Here is a 16,183-nt window from a genome sequence, read left to right on the forward strand (position 1 = left end):
GTAACAAAGTTCACCCGAGCCTGGTCGCGATCGGGACGCCCCGTTTCAGGGTGAGCGTGACCGGCGTCTTTTCGGCGATTTCCGCGAGGCGGGCATTCTGCTCGGCATCGGTTCCGGTGATCGTCAGGATGCGCTCGATGTTGAGCGTCTCGCCCTGGCCGTGAAGGAAAAGCGAGACTTCGATCCCCTCGACCACCCAGCCCTTATGCTCGGCATACATGCGCAGCGTGATCGCCGTGCACGAGCCCAGGCTGGCAAGCAGCAGCTCATAGGGCGCCGGCCCGGCATCGCCGCCGCCACGCTCGGCGGGCTCGTCGGAAACGAGCTGGTGCGTACCGAAATCGATCTGGGTGGCGTAGGGCGCGTCGCGCCCGATCCTGGCGATGGCATGGGTCATGGCCGCAATAGCTAACGCTTCTGCCGCGCGCCGCCCAGTGCCCTTCTGGGTAGGTTTTCTTGATCGCCATCCCCGCACAGGCGGGGATCCGGAGTCCCAGGCGCTGTCCTTCCTGGCCCTGGATCGCTGCCTCCGCGGGGATGACGAAAGGGGCGACTAGCTCTTCTGCCAGCCACCCCCAAGTGCCCGGAAGAGATCCACCTGGGTATCGGCAATGAACGCATCCGCCTGGGCGAGATCGGCCTCGGCGTCGGCGAAAGTACGCTCGGCGTCGAGCAGCGCGAGCGAGTCGATATCGCCTTCGCGCTGGCGGGCGCGGGCGATGTTGACGGCCGCTTCCGCTTCGTTGCGCGCTGCCTGGAGCGCGGTGCGGCGATCGAGCGCATGACCATAGGCCGAGAGCGCAGTCTCGGTTTCCTGCAACGCGCCGAGCACGATACCGTCAAAGCTGGCGAGCGCTTCCTTGGTATCGGCCTGCGCGCCCGCGACGCGCGCACGCGCCGGGCCCGGGTTGAGCGCCCAGTTCAGGAGCCCGCCAGCCAGCCAGCGCAGCGGCCCTGCCCCAAACACATCGCCGAAATCGGTGCCGGTCGAGCCGGCCGAGGCGCCCAGCGTGATACGCGGATAGAGGTCCGCGGTCGCCACGCCGATCCGCGCGGTCGAAGCCGCAAGGCGACGCTCGGCGGCGCGGATGTCCGGACGACGGGCGAGCAAAGCGGCACCGTCGCCGACCGGGATCGGCTGGCTGAGCCGCAGCGTGGTGCTGCGCTCGCCCGCCACCGCCGGTAAGTCGGCCGGGGTGCGTCCGGTGAGCGTGGCGAGACGGAACAGCGCCGCGTCGCGCTCGGCCTTAAGCGCCGGCACCTGCGCCTGGCGCTGGTTTCGCAGCGCGCCGATCCGCGCGGTGTCGAGCCGGGTGGCGAGGCCGACGCCGCGGCGGCGCTCGGTCAGTTCGATCGACTGATCGAGCAGCTTGACGATATGCTCAGCCACGCCCAGCCGCTCGGCGGCAGACGACGCATCGGCATAGGCCCGCGCCGTCTCGGCGGCGACGATCACGCGCACCGCGTCCGCATCGGCTTCCGCCGCACCGACATCGCCGCGCGCGGCTTCGGTACCACGGCTAAGGCGGCCGAACAGGTCCGCCTCATAGCTGACGCTGAGGCCGGCATCGACCTGCCAGTCCTCGCGCGGCGCACCCGGTGCCCGCTGGCCCTCGGGCAAGCGGCCGTAATTGGCACCGGCGCCCAGGCTCGCCTGGGGAAGCTGGTCTGCCTTGGCGCCGCGCAGCACCGCGCGGGCCTTCTCGATCCGCGCCACTGCGACGCGGATGTCGGTATTGGCGGCCAGCGCGTCGGAGACGAGCTGGTCGAGCACCGGGTCGTTGTAGAGCCGCCACCAGTCGCCCTGCACAGGCTCGGCGGTGACCGCCGGATTGGCCGCGACGAAATCGCCTGCCGCGGTCTGGGGTGGCGTCGGCGCGACATAGTTCGGACCAGCGGCGCAGGCGGCGAGCGCGAGAGCCGAAGCGGTTGCGAGGAATATACGGTAGGTCATCTCATTTCCTCCTCTCCGCCGTCCCGAGCATGGCCCGGAACGGCGGCAGGGTTTCACTCGGCAGGCTGCAGTGCCGGGGCATGGCCTTCGCCGTGGTTCGCCGGGCGCTTGCGGAGGTTCGCGATGCGATCCCCCAGCGCGCGGCAGACGACGTAGAAGGTCGGCGTGAAGAGCAGACCGAAGGCAGTCACGCCCATCATCCCGAAGAACACCGCGGTGCCCAGCGCCTGGCGGAGCTCCGCACCGGCGCCGCTCGCGATCAGCAGCGGCACTGCGCCGAGGATGAAGGCAAACGAGGTCATCAGGATCGGACGCAGACGGTCCCGCGCGGCACGTACCGCGGCTTCCACCGGCGACAGACCGTCCTGTGCTTCCGCCTGCTGAGCGAACTCGACCACAAGGATCGCGTTCTTCGCAGCCAGTGCAATCAGCACGACCAGGCCGATCTGCGTGAGGACGTTGTTGTCCATCCCGCGCAAATTCACCCCGGCCATGGCCGCGAGCAGGCACATCGGCACGATCAGGATGATCGCCAGCGGCATGGTCAGGCTCTCATATTGCGCCGCCAGCACCAGGAAGACGAACACCACCGCCAGCGCGAAGACCAGGCCTGCCGTGCTGCCGGCCATCTTCTGCTGATAGGCGATGCCGGTCCACTCCGCGCCGTAACCGGCAGGAAGCGAGCTCGCGAGCTTCTCCATCGTGTCGAGCGACGTGCCCGAGCTGTAGCCGGGGGCCGTATCGCCATCGACTTCCACCGCCGGGAACAGATTGTAGCGCGTCACGCGGTACGGGCCGGTCTTGTTCTCGAAGGTCGAGACCGAGCCGATCGGCACCATCGCGCCACTGTTCGAGCGGGTCTTGAGGTTGGCGATGTCCGCCTCGGTCGCGCGGAACGGTGCGTCAGCCTGCGCGGTCACCCGGTAGGTGCGGCCGAGCATGTTGAAGTCGTTCACGAAAGCCGAGCCGAGATAGACGTTGAGCGCCTCGAACACCCGCTCCGGCGGCACCCCGAGCATGTCCGCCTTGCGACGATCGATATCTGCGAAGACGCGCGGCGTGGCGGTGTTGAAGAAGGTGTAGATCTGCTTGAGGCCCGGGGTCTGGTTGGCCTGGCCGATCAGCCCGAAGGCCGTCTTTCCGAGGTCGGCATAGCCATGCTCGCCGCGATCCTCGACCATCATCCGGTAGCCACCGGCCGAGCCGATGCCCTGGATGACGGGCGGGGGCACCACCAGCAGCATCGCCTCATTGATGTCGGCGGTACGCTTGCGCGCCTCGTTCATAATGTCGTTGATGTTGACGCCGAGCTTCTTGCGCTCCTCGAAGGAGAGCAGAGGCACATAGGCGGCGGCCGAATTCGGGGCGAGCGTCTGTGACGGGCCGTCGAAACCGGCGAGCATCACTGAGCCGCGCACGCCGGGAATCGGCAGGATGCGGGCGACGACCTTGCGCATCACTTCGTCCGTCCGCTCGAGCGACGAGCCCGGCGGCAGCTGGATGACGGTGAGGAAGTAGCCCTGGTCCTGCTGCGGGATGAAGCCGACCGGCGTCACCCAGAACATGCCGATCGTCGCGGCGATCAGGCCCACATAGGTGAGCATCATCCGCTTCGGGCGCGTCACCAGCACGCGGGTGAGCTTGGCATAGCCGACGCTCATCCGTTCGAAGCCGGTGTTGAACGCATCGGCGCCGCGGCGCACCAGTCGACCGACCGGCCCCTTGGGCTCGCTCTCGTGATGCCGCAGCAGCAGCGCTGCCATGGCGGGCGAGAGCGTGAGCGAGACGAGCAGTGAGATCGCCGTCGCCGCCGAGATCGTCACGGCGAACTGCTTGTAGAAGGCACCCGACAGGCCGTTGAGGAACAGCGTCGGCAGGAACACCGCGAGCAGCACCAGCACGATCGCAACGAGCGCGCCGGACACTTCGTCCATCGAAGTTCGCGCCGCCTCGAGCGGAGTCATCCCCCGCGCGAGGTTGCGCTCGACATTCTCGACCACGACGATCGCGTCATCGACGACGATGCCGATGGCCAGCACCAGGCCGAACAGCGAGAGGTTGTTGAGCGAGTAACCGAGCGGCAGCAGCACCGCCATCGTGCCGATCAGCGAGACCGGGATGGCGAGCACCGGGATGATCGCCGCGCGCCACTTCTGGAGGAAGACGATGACGACGAGCACGACGAGCAGGATCGCCTCGCCCAGCGTGTGATAGACCGCGTCGATCGACTGGGCGATGAACTCGGTCGGGTTGTAGATGACGCGATATTCCAGGCCCTTGGGGAAGTTCTTGGACATCGCCTTGAGCTGGTCCTGCACCGCATTGGCAGCGGCGAGGGCGTTCGAGCCCGGGCGCTGGAAGACGGCGAGGATCACGGTCGGCTGGTTGGAGAGATAGGTGTTGGACGAATAGTCCGCCGCACCCAGCTCGACGCGCGCCACGTCGCTCACGCGCACCTGGTGCCCATCGGCATCGGTGCGGATCACGACCTGGCCGAATTCGGCGGGATCCTTCAGGCGGCCCTGCGTCTCGATGTTGAGCTGGAAGGCGTTTCCGGTGGGCGTCGAGCCTGGCTGGCCGAGCGTACCGGCGGCGACCTGGACATTCTGCGCACGCAGTGCCTGGACGATGTCGCCCGCGGTCAGGTTGAGCGCGGCCGCGCGGCCCGGATCGATCCATACGCGCATCGCATAGTCGCGCGCACCGAACATACGCACGTCACCCACGCCGTCGACACGGGCAAGGCGGTCCTTCACCTGCGTCAGCGCGTAGTTGGAGATGTATTCGCGATCGACCGAATTGTCGGGCGAGATCAGGTTCACGACCAACAGGAAGTCCGGCGTGGTCTTGCGTGTCACGACGCCCAAGCGCTGCACCGTCTCGGGCAGGCGCGGAATGGCGACCGCAACGCGGTTCTGCACCAGCACCTGCGCCGCATCGAGATTGGTACCCGACTTGAAGGTAACGGTGATGGTGACGTTGCCGTCACCGGTCGACTGCGACGACTGGTAGAGCATGTCGTCGACGCCGTTGATCTCCTGCTCGATCGGCGCGGCGACTGTCTCGGCGACGGTCTCGGCCGAAGCACCGGGATAGGAAGCGGTGACCGTCACCGTCGGCGGGACGATGTCGGGATATTGCGAAATCGGCAGCGCGAGATAGGCGATCGCACCGATGATCGTGATGATCACCGCGATGACGGCCGCGAAGATCGGGCGCGTGATGAAGAACCGTGAGAGGCGCATCGGGCCACTCCTCGTGAAAAAGAGGTCTGAAACAGAAAAATGTCAGCCGCCGGCCCCTGGGGAGAGCCGGCGGCCGACGGTCAACGAGCGAAGGTTGCTTCGCCCGTAACCGGCGCCGTGAGGGCCGGCGCCTGACTGGTTGCGGTGGGCGCGATCTTGCCGGGCTTGGGATCGACCTTGGCGCCCGGCACCGCGAACTGCGTGCCCGAGATAATCACGCGATCCTGCGGCGTAAGCCCTGAACGGACGACGCGCAGACCATCGACCACGGGACCGAGCACCACCGGCTTGGGCGCGACGGTGCCGTCCTTCCCGACGGTGAGCACGAGCTTGCGCGCCTGATCGGTCTGGATCGCGGCATCGGGCACCATCAGTGCCTGGGCAGTGCCACCTGCCGAGAGGCGCATGTTGCCGAACATGCCGGGCGTCAGGAACAGCCCCGGATTGCTCAGCACCGCGCGCCCGCGGATCGTGCCCGACTTGGGATCGAGCCCGTTGTCGGTGAAGTCGAGCTTGCCCTGCCACTTATACTCGGTCTCGTCCTGCAGGCGGATCTCCACCGGCGAGGACTGGGCGCCCGCTTCCCTCGCGCGCTTGGTCTTGAGGAACAGCGCCTCCGAACCGTCGAAGGTGAAGTAGATCGGGTCGAGCGCGTTGATCGTGGTCAGCAGCGAACCGCCCTGCCCTTCGCCCGCGGCCACCAGATTGCCGGCATCGACCTTGCGGTCCGAGATGCGCCCGGCGATCGGTGCACGGACCTGCGTGAACTCCATGTCGAGCGCGCGGCTGCGCACCCTCGCCTGGGCAGCGGAGACCGCGGCCCCGGCGGCGCGGACGCGGGCCTGGAGCCGCTCGACATCGCTCTTCGACACCGCTTCGACCGACACAAGCCGCTCGGCGCGGCCCAGGTCGGACTGGGCAAGCGCGAGATCGCTCTGCGCGCTGGCCAGTCCCGCACGCGCCTCGGCTAGTGCGGCGGCGAAGGGACGCTGGTCGATCGAGAAGAGCAGCTGGCCCTTCTGGACGATTGCGCCGTCAGTGAAGTGGACGCCGGTGATCGCACCCGAGACGCGCGGGCGCACCTCGACGGCACGGCTCGGCTCGAAGCGGCCGACATAATCGTCCCACTCGTTGATGTTGCGAACCAGCGGGCTGGCGACGGTCACCACCGCGGGTGGCGGAGCGGCCATCGCGGCGGGCGCGTCCTTGCTGGCGATGCTCAGGCCGGCGGCGACGAGCACCACCGGCAAGGCGACCAGGCTGCCGCGCTGCCAAAGCGGCATGCGACGGATACGGGCCGAGACGTCACTGGTCTCGGTTTCGATGCGCGAGATCATGTTCATTGGAATCGCTTTCCCAGGTTCAGGGCTGCCCGGCCGCGGCTGATGCTGGCGAGCAGCGTTTCATATTGGTCGGGCGTGAAGCCCGCTTCGTGGAAGGCGCGGATCTCGTGGCGCGGCAGGGCGTAGCCCTTGTGCCAGGCGAGCACGGCGACGCGGCGCAGCGCCTCCAGCTTCTGATCCGCCAGTTTCGGATTGGGGGCCTCGCCCCCGAACACCATACCCAGCGCCATCGAAAGGCGGCTGGGCTTCTCGAGCGAGGCGAGCCGATCATGCTGCGCAATCGCGACGACCTGCCATTCGAGGCCGGAGAAGCCGGTGGCCGGACGAACGTCCGCGGGCGCTGCGATCGGGCTGCCCTGCAGCTCGGAAAAGTTCAGATAAGCCATGATCGTCTCCTCCTGCTTGTCGGCCGGCGGCAGGCAAAAGCCTCCCTGTGCCGCGCGGAACCCCTTCCGACGGCATCTCCGGTCATCCCATCGACCGGCACGAGACGAGGCATTCGCGCAGACGCAATCGTCTGCAGCGCACCGGCTCGGTCCTGTCCAAATTTCAGTGCTGCTGGAGTTTCGGGTCGGGGCCTGAACCCCATTCCCTCGCTTCGGCGGCTTCCCTCATTTCTATACTGACTGGTATAGAAATCGTGCTGCGTTGCGTCAAGGGCTTTTTATACTGGTCGGTATTTTTTGTCGATACAGAGGCGAAAAAACTTTCGCCCCGGGCCTATTTGCTCGGCCAGCATGCCAGGCTGGTGTCGATCAGCGCGCGCAGATCGGTGCACGAAGTGCCCCCGCCCGCCTGCAGCGCGATGCCCTGAAGCAAGGCGGTCAGGTAAGCGGTGAGCCCGATCACATCGGTGTCGGCGGGCAAGTCGCCCTCGACCTTGGCACGCTCGAACCGGTCGATCAGCCCCTGCTTCACCATCGCGCCGCGCTGCAGCACTTCGGCGCGGATCGACTCGGCTTCGGTCCCGCAGGCAACCGAGTTGATGACACCCATGCAGCCCTTCGGATCGCATGAGCTCATCTGCATCTCGAGCGCGCCGGTCAGCAGCCGCTCGGCGACGCCGCGGGCAGTGGGCGCTTCAAGTGCCCGGCCCATATAATCGAGCTTTTCGCGCTGGTAGAGGTCGAGCGTCTTCTTGAAGAGCGCTTCCTTGTTGCCAAATGCCGCATAGAGGCTCGGCCGGGTGATCCCCATCGCCTCGGTCAGGTCGGACAGCGAGGCGCCTTCATAGCCCTTAGTCCAGAACACGCGCAGCGCCGCAGTCAACGCCGAGTCGGTGTCGAATTCGCGGGGGCGGCCCTTGGCGGCGGGACAGGCGGTGATTTCCATAATGACCGGTACATAATGACGATATATGAAAAAGTCCAATGCACTTCGTCGCTTCCGCGTTCCATTCCGTTAACCACTGTAGTTTCACGGGTGTGAAAGTGTCGGTCCGCCGGATTACGCCGCCGCAATGATCTCGGCCTGCGATTCGGCCGCGGGCGTATCATGAAGCGGAGCAGGGTGAATGAGTGACCGGCGTCTCGTACACATCATCGATGATGAAGACAGCGTCCGCAACTCGATCGGATTCATGCTCCAGACCACCGGCTACTCGGTCCGTCCCTGGCAATCGGGCGCACTGTTCCTGCGTGAACTTCGCAATGCCGAGCCGGGCTGCATCCTGCTCGACATCCGCATGCCCGAGATCGACGGGCTGCAGGTACAACAGCAATTGAACGCGCGCGGCGTCACCATGCCGGTGATCGTGCTCACCGGGCATGGCGACGTGACGATCGCCGTGAAGGCAATGCGCGCGGGTGCAGTCGATTTCCTCGAAAAGCCGTTCGAAGCGGAGCAACTGCTCTGCTCGATCGACAAGGCATTCGAGCGGATGGGCGAGACCAGCAGTGCCTCGCGCACCGATGCCGCTCGCACCCAGATCTCCAGCCTCTCGGCGCGCGAGCGCGAAGTGCTGGAGGGGCTCGCCGCCGGCTATCCCAACAAGACCATCGCCTATGATCTCGGCATCAGCCCGCGCACCGTGGAAGTGCACCGCGCCAATTTGATGCAGAAGCTCGGCGCGCGCAGCCTTTCGGAAGCGCTGCGCGTCACCTTCACCGCCGAGATGGGCCAGATCTAGAACCAGCCTGCCGTTTCGCCGAGCATCAGCACGCCGGCGACGATGAACAGCACCGCGGCAATGCCGTGGACCAGCTTGAGCGGCACCCGCTTCAACAACGCATTGCCCAGGAACACCGCCGGCACATTGGCGAGCATCATGCCGAGCGTCGTGCCCGCGGTCACCGCCCAGACATTGTGGAACTTCGCCCCCAGCGCCACCGTGGCAAGCTGGGTCTTGTCGCCCATCTCGACCATGAAAAAGGCAATCGCAGTGGTGACGAAGGCGCCGAAGCGCGCCGGCTTGTCCTGCAGGTCGTCGATCTTGTCGGGAATCAGCGTCCACAGGCCCATCGCAATGAACGAGGCCGCGATCAGGTAGCGGAACCAGGCGCCCGAAAGCAGCGAGGCCGCTTCGGAGCCGACCAGGGCGGCGAGGAAGTGATTGGCCAGGGTTGCGACGAGGATACCGAAGATGATCGGCACCGGCTTCTTGAAGCGGGTGGCAAGCAATATGGCGAGCAGCTGGGTCTTGTCGCCGATCTCGGCGAGGGCGACCAGCGCGGTCGAGCTGAACAGGGATTCGAGCAAGGGGTAACTCCGGGCCGGACGGAGACGAAATCCAACGACATCGCACCTCCCCGCCCGGCAAGAGCGGAGATGCGACGCCATTGGTCTCGCCCGAACGGTGTTCCCGTCCCTCCCGCGCCATGGCCTCTCGACCAAGTATGTTGACGCGGGAGCCCGCACCGAAGCGCGGCTGGCTACTCCCCAAATAGCGAGTTGCTGCCGAAGCAGCACGCCGCGGCCCCTAGCGGAGCCCCCTGCTGAAAGCCAGTCTCTTCTGCGTCAGCTGACCAGGCCGAGCCGGACCGGCTGGGGCATTGGCGCCGGTTCCGGCTCGCCGCGCAGCGAGACCAGCAGGTCGCCGATCGAGCGGACCGGCGTCGAATCGAGAAAGCGGCTACCCCAGTCCCGCGCGAGCGCCGCTGCGTCGGCACCCGTATCGGCCAGGATCGAGGGAAAGGCTATGCGCAGCCGCGGCCCGGCGAAGAGCTGTTCGGGCGATGCCCGCACTGCCGACCCCAGCGGACGGACGAACACCGCGCCTGCCACCTTCTCGACATAGGAAGCCGGCGAGAGCCGCGCCCACCAGGTCACCGCAAAGCAGCCGATGCCGTGCGCCACCAGGATCACCGGCCGCTCGGTGAGGCGCACCGCCTCGTCGAGCCGCGCGGCCCATAGATTGCGCCCGCCACCACCGGCGCCCAGCTCGATAATCTGCCCGGCATGAGCCAGCAGACTGCGTGCAGGACGGTCGGCACGGTCGAAGATCGTAAGAGTCGGAAGCGACGTATCGAAGAGGCCATTCTCGGGCATTCGCCTATCTCCCTGGCAAGAGGGGAATCACGCTCAACGAGTCGCCACGCTATTCCTAGTCACGCGCTATGCAATTGGGGTTGCGCCAAGACGGTTCGCCGGTGCGCCGAAATAATCGGCATGCCTTGTGTGCGTTGCAGCATAGAATATTGCCGAAAGTTCATCTTGGCGACAGTTGGGCGCCACCCGGCGGGGTGCAGCCTTGCCGTTCCCCGATCCGAGGGAAACGGAGAAGTGCCCATGTTCAAGCGTTTGATGATCGCTGGTGTCTCATTTGCGATGCTCGCCGGCGCCGCCCCCTCGATGGCCGCCGGGCCGTGCCGCAACGCGAGCGGCAAGTTCGTCGCCTGCCCTGCCAAAGCAACCCCCGCCAAGCCGACTCGCTGCAAGGACACCAAGGGCAAGTTCGTGAAATGCGGCACGCCGGGTGCCAAGCCGGCCTGACCCATCTCCGGTCTGGCCGTGCGCATGCGGCCAGACCGGTTTTCTCGGGCACGCGCGACGACACCGCGGCAAATCTCGTTTTCGCTAATGCGATTGACTTGCAATAGAACCTTCCCCTATCCGGCGCCCGAAAGTTCGCGTCCGAAGGGGAAACCGCCATGCAGCCGATGTTCCGCAGCGCCTTGCTTGCAAGCGCCATGTTCCTCGTGCCCGGCGCTGCCTGGGCCGCTGGCCCCGACGGCGAGGACGGCCAGGACAAGCCGCGCGACGAGATCGTCGTCACCGGCACGCTCGAGCAGAAGACGCCTTCGGCCACCGGCCTGGCGCTGACGCCGAAGGAAACCCCGCAGTCGATCACCATCGTCGATCGCGCCCGCATCGACGATTTCGCCCTGACCAACGTCAACGACCTGCTCGCCCAGGTCGTCGGCATCAACGTCGAGCGCGTCGAGACCGACCGCACCTATTTCAATTCGCGCGGATTCGACGTCACCAACTTCCAGGTCGACGGCATCGGCATGCCGCTTGTCGCCGGCATCCAGTTCGGCGATCTCGATACTGCGCTGTTCGACAAGGTCGAGGCGGTGCGCGGCGCCAATGCGATCATGACCGGCGTCGGCAATCCGTCCGCCACGATCAACTATATCCGGAAGCGCCCGACCGACACGCTGCAGGCCAATGCCAGCATTCGCTATGGAAGCTGGAATAGCTGGCGCGCCGAGGGCGACGTCTCGGTGCCGCTCAACGATGCGGTCGGCCTGCGACTGGTCTATGCCCATCAGCAGGGCGACAATTATCTCGACTATAACCGCATCAACCGCGACGTGTTCGGCGCGACGCTGCAGGCGAGGATATTCGACGGGCTGACGTTCACCGCCGGCTATACGCGCCAGGACAATGACGCAAGCGGCGTGATGTGGGGCTCTCTGCCGCTGACCTATACCGACGGCACGCGTATCCCCTACAAGCGCTCGGCCTCGACCGCGGCCGACTGGACCTATTGGAACACGCTCGACCAGACCGCCTTTGCCGAGCTCGCCTATGACCTGGGCAGCGGCTGGTCGGCCAGGACAATCGCGACCTATCGCCGGCTGAGCTACGACGCCAAGCTGCTCTATGCCTTTGGCTATCCGGACAAGGCGACCGGCCTTGGCCTGGGCGGCATGGCGGGCATCTACCCCTCGACCTACGACCAGTATCTCGGCGACTTCTACGTCTCGGGCCCAGTCAAGCTGTTCGGCCGCGAGCATGAACTTGCCTTCGGCGTGTCGAGCGGCCGTACCGACGTGCATGAGTGGGAGAATTTCTCGCTCGATACGATCGACTATCCGTCGGTGCTCGACCTGGGACATGTCGGCATCGCCGAGCCAACCTATCCGGGCGAGTATCTCGCCGCCGACTATTCGGACCGGCTGAAGCGCGCCTATGGCGCCGCGCACCTCAATTTCTCGGACCGGCTCAAGGCCGTGGTCGGCGTCAGCGCGATGTGGCTCGAGTCGCTCGGCGAGTCCTACGGCACCGACATGTCGCGCAAGAACAGCGGCGTCAGCCCCTATGTCGGCGCGCTGTTCGATCTGACCCGGAACGTCTCGCTCTATGCGAGCTATACTGACATCTTCAATCCGCAGAGCGAGATCCTGCTCTCCGGCCAGCGGCTCGATCCGGCCAAGGGCAGCAGCCTCGAAGGCGGCATCAAGAGCGAGTGGTTCGGCGGCAAGCTCTACGCCACCGCATCGCTGTTCCGCGCCAAGCAGAAGGGCCTCGCCGCCTTTGCCGGCACCTGTGACGTTGGTGATCCATGCCGCGCCGGCGACAGCTATTATTCGGGCGTCGACACGACCTCGAAGGGCTTCGAGATCGAGATCGCCGGCAAGCTGACTGACAATTGGTCGATCAGCGGCGGCTATACCGGCCTGAAGATCGAGGATGACGCGGGCGCCGCGGCGCGCACTTTCCTGCCGCGGAGGACGCTTAAGCTCGCCACGACCTATAATGTGCCGCAGCTCAACGACCTCAAGCTCGGCGCACAGCTGCGCTGGCAGAGCGACATCACCTATGCGGACAGTGCGGTGCAGGATTACGGCGTGGTCACCGGCGACGTGATCCTGCGCCAGCCGGCCTATACGGTGGTCGACCTGATGGCGAGCGTGCGGCTGGTCGACAAGGTCCGCGCCTCGGTCAATGTGCGCAATGTGGGTAATGCCCGGTATTTGGGTAGCCTGATGTGGGGCCAGGCCTACTATGCCGCCCCGCGCAATGTCAGCGTCGCGCTGAGCTTCAACTATTAAGATCGGGATCGTGGCAGGGGCGGCAGAACAGAGGCAGGGCTGGCGGTATCGCGCCAATGTCGGCGCGCGTGTGGCAGCGGGGACGATCGGGGCCTATGCGGTGGCTGCGCTCTTCGCCGCCGCGCTGGCCTGCGTTCTTCCGATGCCCCGGGCCGAAGCCACTGTCCCCGCGACGCTGCTCGCATTCCTGGTCGGCCCCGCGGTCACCGTCTGGGCGTTTCTTGCCCGCGGCCCGTGGCGCGCCTGGGCGGGGGTGATCGCGCTCGGCGCGGTGTTCGCGATGATCACCTGGCTCGCCGGCGGCGGCGCGAACCTGCTGGGCGGCCTGCTCGGCCTCTGGACCACCGTGTCGACTCTCTTCACCGGACCTCCGGCGGCATGAGCGCGGTCCGCGAGGGCGTCCGCCAGGTCATGGCGTGGCTGCACGGCTGGACCGGGCTGCTGCTTGGCTGGGTGCTGTTCGTCATGTGCCTCGCCGGCACGCTCAGCGTGTTCAAGCCCGAGATCAGCCAGTGGATGCGTCCGGAGACCACCGCCAAGGCGGATCCCGCCGATGCGGTGCAGGCGGCAGCGACCTGGCTGACGAAGAATGCCAAAGATACCAACGCCTGGTATTTCAACGTGCCCAACGCCCGGATGAACACGGTCGAGGCGACCTATGATAGCGGTGGCACCTTCCTGTACCGGGCGCTCGACCCGGTGAGCGGCGCCCCCGCGCCGCGCGAGACGCTGGGCGGCGAGTTCTTCTACCGCCTCCATTTCGAGCTCGAGCTCCCCTATCCCTGGGGCCGTCTGCTCGCCTCGATCGCAGGGATGGTGATGCTCGTCGCGCTGATCACCGGGATCATCGCGCACCGCCGCATCTTCAAGGACTATTTCACCTTCCGCCCGGCCAAGGGCCAGCGTTCCTGGCTCGACGGCCATAACGCGCTGGGCATCCTCGCCACACCGTTCCACCTGATGATCACCTTCACCGGGATCGTGACGCTTGCCTCGCTCAACATGCCCTGGGCAATCACAGCGGCTTATGGCAGCGACTATTTCAATGTCTATCACGACCTAACCCCCGGCGTGTTCGAGCGCGCCAGGGCCAATGTCCCCGTGCCGCTCGCCCCCGTCGCGCCGATGGTACGCGCGGCGCAGCGTCAGCTCGGCGGCACGGTCGGCCGCGTCTATGTGATCAATCCGGGCGACAAGGCCGCGGTGGTGACGGTGTTCCGCTCGGATGCCGATCAGCTCGGCTTCAACCCCGCCGAGATGAGCTTTGACGGCGTCACCGGCCAGCCGCTCACGAAATGGATCGAGAACCGGGGCGCCGTGCAGACCTACAATGTGGTCTATGGTCTCCACATGGCCCGCTTCGCACCGATGGCGACGCGGTGGCTCTATTTCCTCGGCGGGCTGATGCTGACGCTGGCGATCGCCACCGGCCTGGTGCTGTGGATCGTCAAGCGCCGCGAGCGCGCGCCGCTCTCGCGCGCCAACCGCGTGCTTGAGCGGCTCAACGCCGGCGTCATCGGCGGCGTGCCGCTGGGTTGCGCCGCCTATCTGCTCGCCAATCGGCTGCTGCCGCTTGGCCTTGCCGGACGCGCCGAGATGGAGGTGTCGGTGGCGCTGTGGACCGCCGCCGCTGCGTTGCTAGCCGGCGCCGCGCTGCCGCCGCGCTGGTCCTGGCCGATCCTCACCGGCGCCTGCGCGCTCGCCTGCCTGTTTGCCGCGCTGCTGACCTTCTCCGCAAGCCTGGTTTCGGCGGTGCTGGCATTGACTGCGATCGGCTTCGCCCTGCTCGCCCGCAAGCAGCTGCGCGGCCCCGCCAAGCGCCCCGAGCGCAAGCGGCGCACGGCATGACCATGGCAATCACCGGCCTGCTCTATCTCGGCATGTTCGCGCTCGCCGCGGGCATGTCGCGCAGCGGTCCGCCGCTGCTCGGCGCGCAGGCCAGGTTAGCGTGGCTCAAGCATCCGGCGCGCTATGGCTGGGCACTGGTCATAGGCTCGGCGCTGCTCGCGATCTTCGCGCGCGATGGCGGCCAGGCGTTGGTGCTCTGGTTCGGGCTGATCCCGTTCGCCAGCGCGATCATCCTGCTAGGGCTCACCTATCGCCCCGCCGTGCCGCGGGCCTGCGTCGCCGTAGCCGCGCTGATGATTGCCGCGGCTCCGTTCGCATGAATCGAACGAGCCTGGGCATCGCGCCCATGCATTCCAGTTAAGCTGTTGGGAAATAAGGGCGGTGGTGGAGCTGAGGGGAATCGAACCCCTGACCTCTGCAGTGCGATTGCAGCGCTCTCCCATCTGAGCTACAGCCCCGCCGCCTGTCTCCGGGTCGCCCCGGAGAGGCGTCCCATTAGCTGCGCGCGATCCCCAATGCAACCGGCTTGAAACCGGCGCGGCAAAACGCTTCGCCTGCGCGCCGAACGGCGTTGGAAACATGGAATTTTCCTGGAACCAATCGCCCCTCCTGTCCGCTGAATCCGCACTTATCAGCCAACTGGCAGTGGAGAAGGATTTCATGGACGACCGCTACGACGATCCCCGGTATTTCGGCCCCCGGGATCAGTACCAGGCCCCCGGCGCGCGCACCGCAGGGGATCATTATTCCAGTGCCCGCGAATATGCCGCCGCCGGCGAGATCGGCCGTGGCCGCGGCTATCGCAGCAGCTACGGCAGCGGTGGCTATGGCAATGACCGGGACCGCAGCGGCTATCGTCCCGAACGCAGCAGCTGGGACAGCCCGCGCTACGACCGCAGCTATGCCAGCCAGGATCGCGGTTACGATAATCGCGGCTATGACAATCGCGGCCAGGATCCTGAGCGCGGCTTCTTCGACCGTGCCGGCGACGAGGTTCGCTCGTGGTTCGGCGACAGCGAGGCGGAGCGCCGCCGCGAGGCGGATATGCGCTACGATGCGCGCCAGGCGCAGGGCGACGATCATTATAGCGGCTGGCGCCGCGAGCGGATCGCCGAGCTCGACAATGACTATGACGAATATCGCCGCGAGAACCGTCAGCGCTTCGAGAGCGAGTTCAACAACTGGCGCACCGATCGCCAGGGCCAGCGCGATGGCCTGCGCCGGGTCGCCGAGCATATGGAAGTCGTCGGCTCGGATGGCCAGCATGTCGGCACGGTCGACAAGGTCCGCGGCGATCGCATCCTGCTGACCAAGGGCGACAGCGACGCCGGTGGCCACCACCATTCGATCCCGTCGCGCTGGATCCAGTCGGTCGATGACAAGGTGATGCTGCGCAAGAGCGCGGCGGAAGCCCAGGCTGCCTGGAAGGACGAGGAGCGCGGCGCGCTGTTCGGCGGACGCGACGATCAGGACTGGAATCGCGACCGGAACCTGAACCGGAGCTTCTCCGGGACCTATTGATCCCCAGATAACAGATGTGAGCAGAACTGGGCCCGGGAGCAGTTCCCGGGCCCT

15 protein-coding genes, 1 tRNA gene and 1 riboswitch are annotated in these 16,183 nt (G+C 66.4%); of the genes, 7 read left to right on the plus strand and 9 right to left on the minus strand.

The features are described 5' to 3' along the window. Positions 1–10: 10 nt before the first annotated feature. The 6 genes from HZY97_RS07515 to HZY97_RS07540 form a co-directional block, all read right to left on the minus strand. Entirely contained in the window at positions 11–397 is a 387-nt protein-coding gene (locus HZY97_RS07515) for an OsmC family protein (protein ID WP_180142171.1), read from the minus strand. Between the two features lie 156 nt (positions 398–553). Then, positions 554–1,954, minus strand: a complete 1,401-nt coding sequence (locus HZY97_RS07520) for an efflux transporter outer membrane subunit (protein ID WP_180142172.1) — start codon at positions 1,952–1,954, stop codon at positions 554–556. 53 nt (positions 1,955–2,007) lie between these two features. Further along, a complete protein-coding gene (locus HZY97_RS07525) occupies positions 2,008–5,199 on the minus strand; it encodes an efflux RND transporter permease subunit (RefSeq protein ID WP_180142173.1) in 3,192 nt (1,063 codons plus the stop codon). Positions 5,200–5,279: 80 nt separating this feature from the next. Further along, on the minus strand, positions 5,280–6,542 hold the full coding sequence (locus HZY97_RS07530) for an efflux RND transporter periplasmic adaptor subunit (RefSeq protein WP_180142174.1): 1,263 nt from the start codon (positions 6,540–6,542) through the stop codon (positions 5,280–5,282). After that, on the minus strand, positions 6,539–6,928 hold the full coding sequence (locus tag HZY97_RS07535; RefSeq protein WP_180142175.1) for a hypothetical protein: 390 nt from the start codon (positions 6,926–6,928) through the stop codon (positions 6,539–6,541). Before HZY97_RS07535 ends, HZY97_RS07530 begins: the two co-directional genes overlap by 4 nt. A 334-nt stretch (positions 6,929–7,262) precedes the next feature. Further along, positions 7,263–7,874 (minus strand): TetR/AcrR family transcriptional regulator, encoded by a 612-nt coding sequence (locus tag HZY97_RS07540; RefSeq protein WP_180142176.1) that lies wholly within the window; start codon positions 7,872–7,874, stop codon positions 7,263–7,265. Positions 7,875–8,055: 181 nt separating this feature from the next. Between HZY97_RS07540 and HZY97_RS07545 the strand changes: the two genes are divergently transcribed. Beyond that, positions 8,056–8,670 (plus strand): response regulator transcription factor, encoded by a 615-nt coding sequence (locus HZY97_RS07545; RefSeq protein ID WP_180142177.1) that lies wholly within the window; start codon positions 8,056–8,058, stop codon positions 8,668–8,670. On the opposite strand, the gene HZY97_RS07550 is transcribed toward HZY97_RS07545, so the two are convergent. Together HZY97_RS07550 and HZY97_RS07555 are read right to left on the minus strand one after the other, a co-directional pair. Beyond that, entirely contained in the window at positions 8,667–9,239 is a 573-nt protein-coding gene (locus HZY97_RS07550) for a TMEM165/GDT1 family protein (protein ID WP_257214951.1), read from the minus strand. The genes HZY97_RS07545 and HZY97_RS07550 overlap by 4 nt on opposite strands. Positions 9,240–9,250: 11 nt before the next feature. Then, a riboswitch (yybP-ykoY riboswitch) is annotated at positions 9,251–9,434 on the minus strand. A 63-nt stretch (positions 9,435–9,497) separates the two neighbouring features. After that, the gene (locus tag HZY97_RS07555; protein WP_180142179.1) at positions 9,498–10,028 is read right to left on the minus strand and encodes an alpha/beta hydrolase; all 531 of its coding nucleotides are present in this window, start codon (positions 10,026–10,028) and stop codon (positions 9,498–9,500) included. A gap of 240 nt (positions 10,029–10,268) precedes the next feature. Between HZY97_RS07555 and HZY97_RS07560 the strand changes: the two genes are divergently transcribed. The 5 genes from HZY97_RS07560 (at position 10,269) to HZY97_RS07580 (ending at position 14,928) form a co-directional block, all read left to right on the plus strand. After that, positions 10,269–10,472 carry a hypothetical protein gene (locus HZY97_RS07560; protein WP_180142180.1) on the plus strand — a complete coding sequence of 68 codons (204 nt, stop codon included), beginning with the start codon at positions 10,269–10,271 and terminating at the stop codon, positions 10,470–10,472. Between the two features lie 158 nt (positions 10,473–10,630). Further along, positions 10,631–12,760: a TonB-dependent siderophore receptor gene (locus tag HZY97_RS07565; protein WP_180142181.1), complete on the plus strand. Its 2,130-nt coding sequence runs from the start codon at positions 10,631–10,633 to the stop codon at positions 12,758–12,760. 10 nt (positions 12,761–12,770) lie between these two features. Further along, on the plus strand, positions 12,771–13,142 hold the full coding sequence (locus HZY97_RS21115; protein ID WP_373684315.1) for a DUF3649 domain-containing protein: 372 nt from the start codon (positions 12,771–12,773) through the stop codon (positions 13,140–13,142). Then, positions 13,139–14,608 carry a PepSY domain-containing protein gene (locus HZY97_RS07575; RefSeq protein WP_180142182.1) on the plus strand — a complete coding sequence of 490 codons (1,470 nt, stop codon included), beginning with the start codon at positions 13,139–13,141 and terminating at the stop codon, positions 14,606–14,608. The genes HZY97_RS21115 and HZY97_RS07575 overlap by 4 nt, the downstream gene beginning before the upstream one ends. Beyond that, positions 14,605–14,928, plus strand: coding sequence for a DUF3325 family protein (locus HZY97_RS07580; RefSeq protein ID WP_180142183.1), 324 nt, complete (start codon positions 14,605–14,607; stop codon positions 14,926–14,928). The genes HZY97_RS07575 and HZY97_RS07580 overlap by 4 nt, the downstream gene beginning before the upstream one ends. Positions 14,929–14,990: 62 nt before the next feature. Here HZY97_RS07580 and HZY97_RS07585 read toward each other — a convergent pair. Continuing rightward, positions 14,991–15,066, minus strand: a tRNA-Ala gene (locus HZY97_RS07585). 202 nt (positions 15,067–15,268) lie between these two features. On the opposite strand from HZY97_RS07585, the gene HZY97_RS07590 reads away from it, so the two are divergent. After that, positions 15,269–16,129 carry a DUF2171 domain-containing protein gene (locus HZY97_RS07590; RefSeq protein WP_180142184.1) on the plus strand — a complete coding sequence of 287 codons (861 nt, stop codon included), beginning with the start codon at positions 15,269–15,271 and terminating at the stop codon, positions 16,127–16,129. Positions 16,130–16,183 lie beyond the last annotated feature (54 nt).

It is taken from the genome of Sphingomonas sp. R-74633 (assembly GCF_013416555.1).
Taxonomy (GTDB): domain Bacteria; phylum Pseudomonadota; class Alphaproteobacteria; order Sphingomonadales; family Sphingomonadaceae; genus Sphingomonas.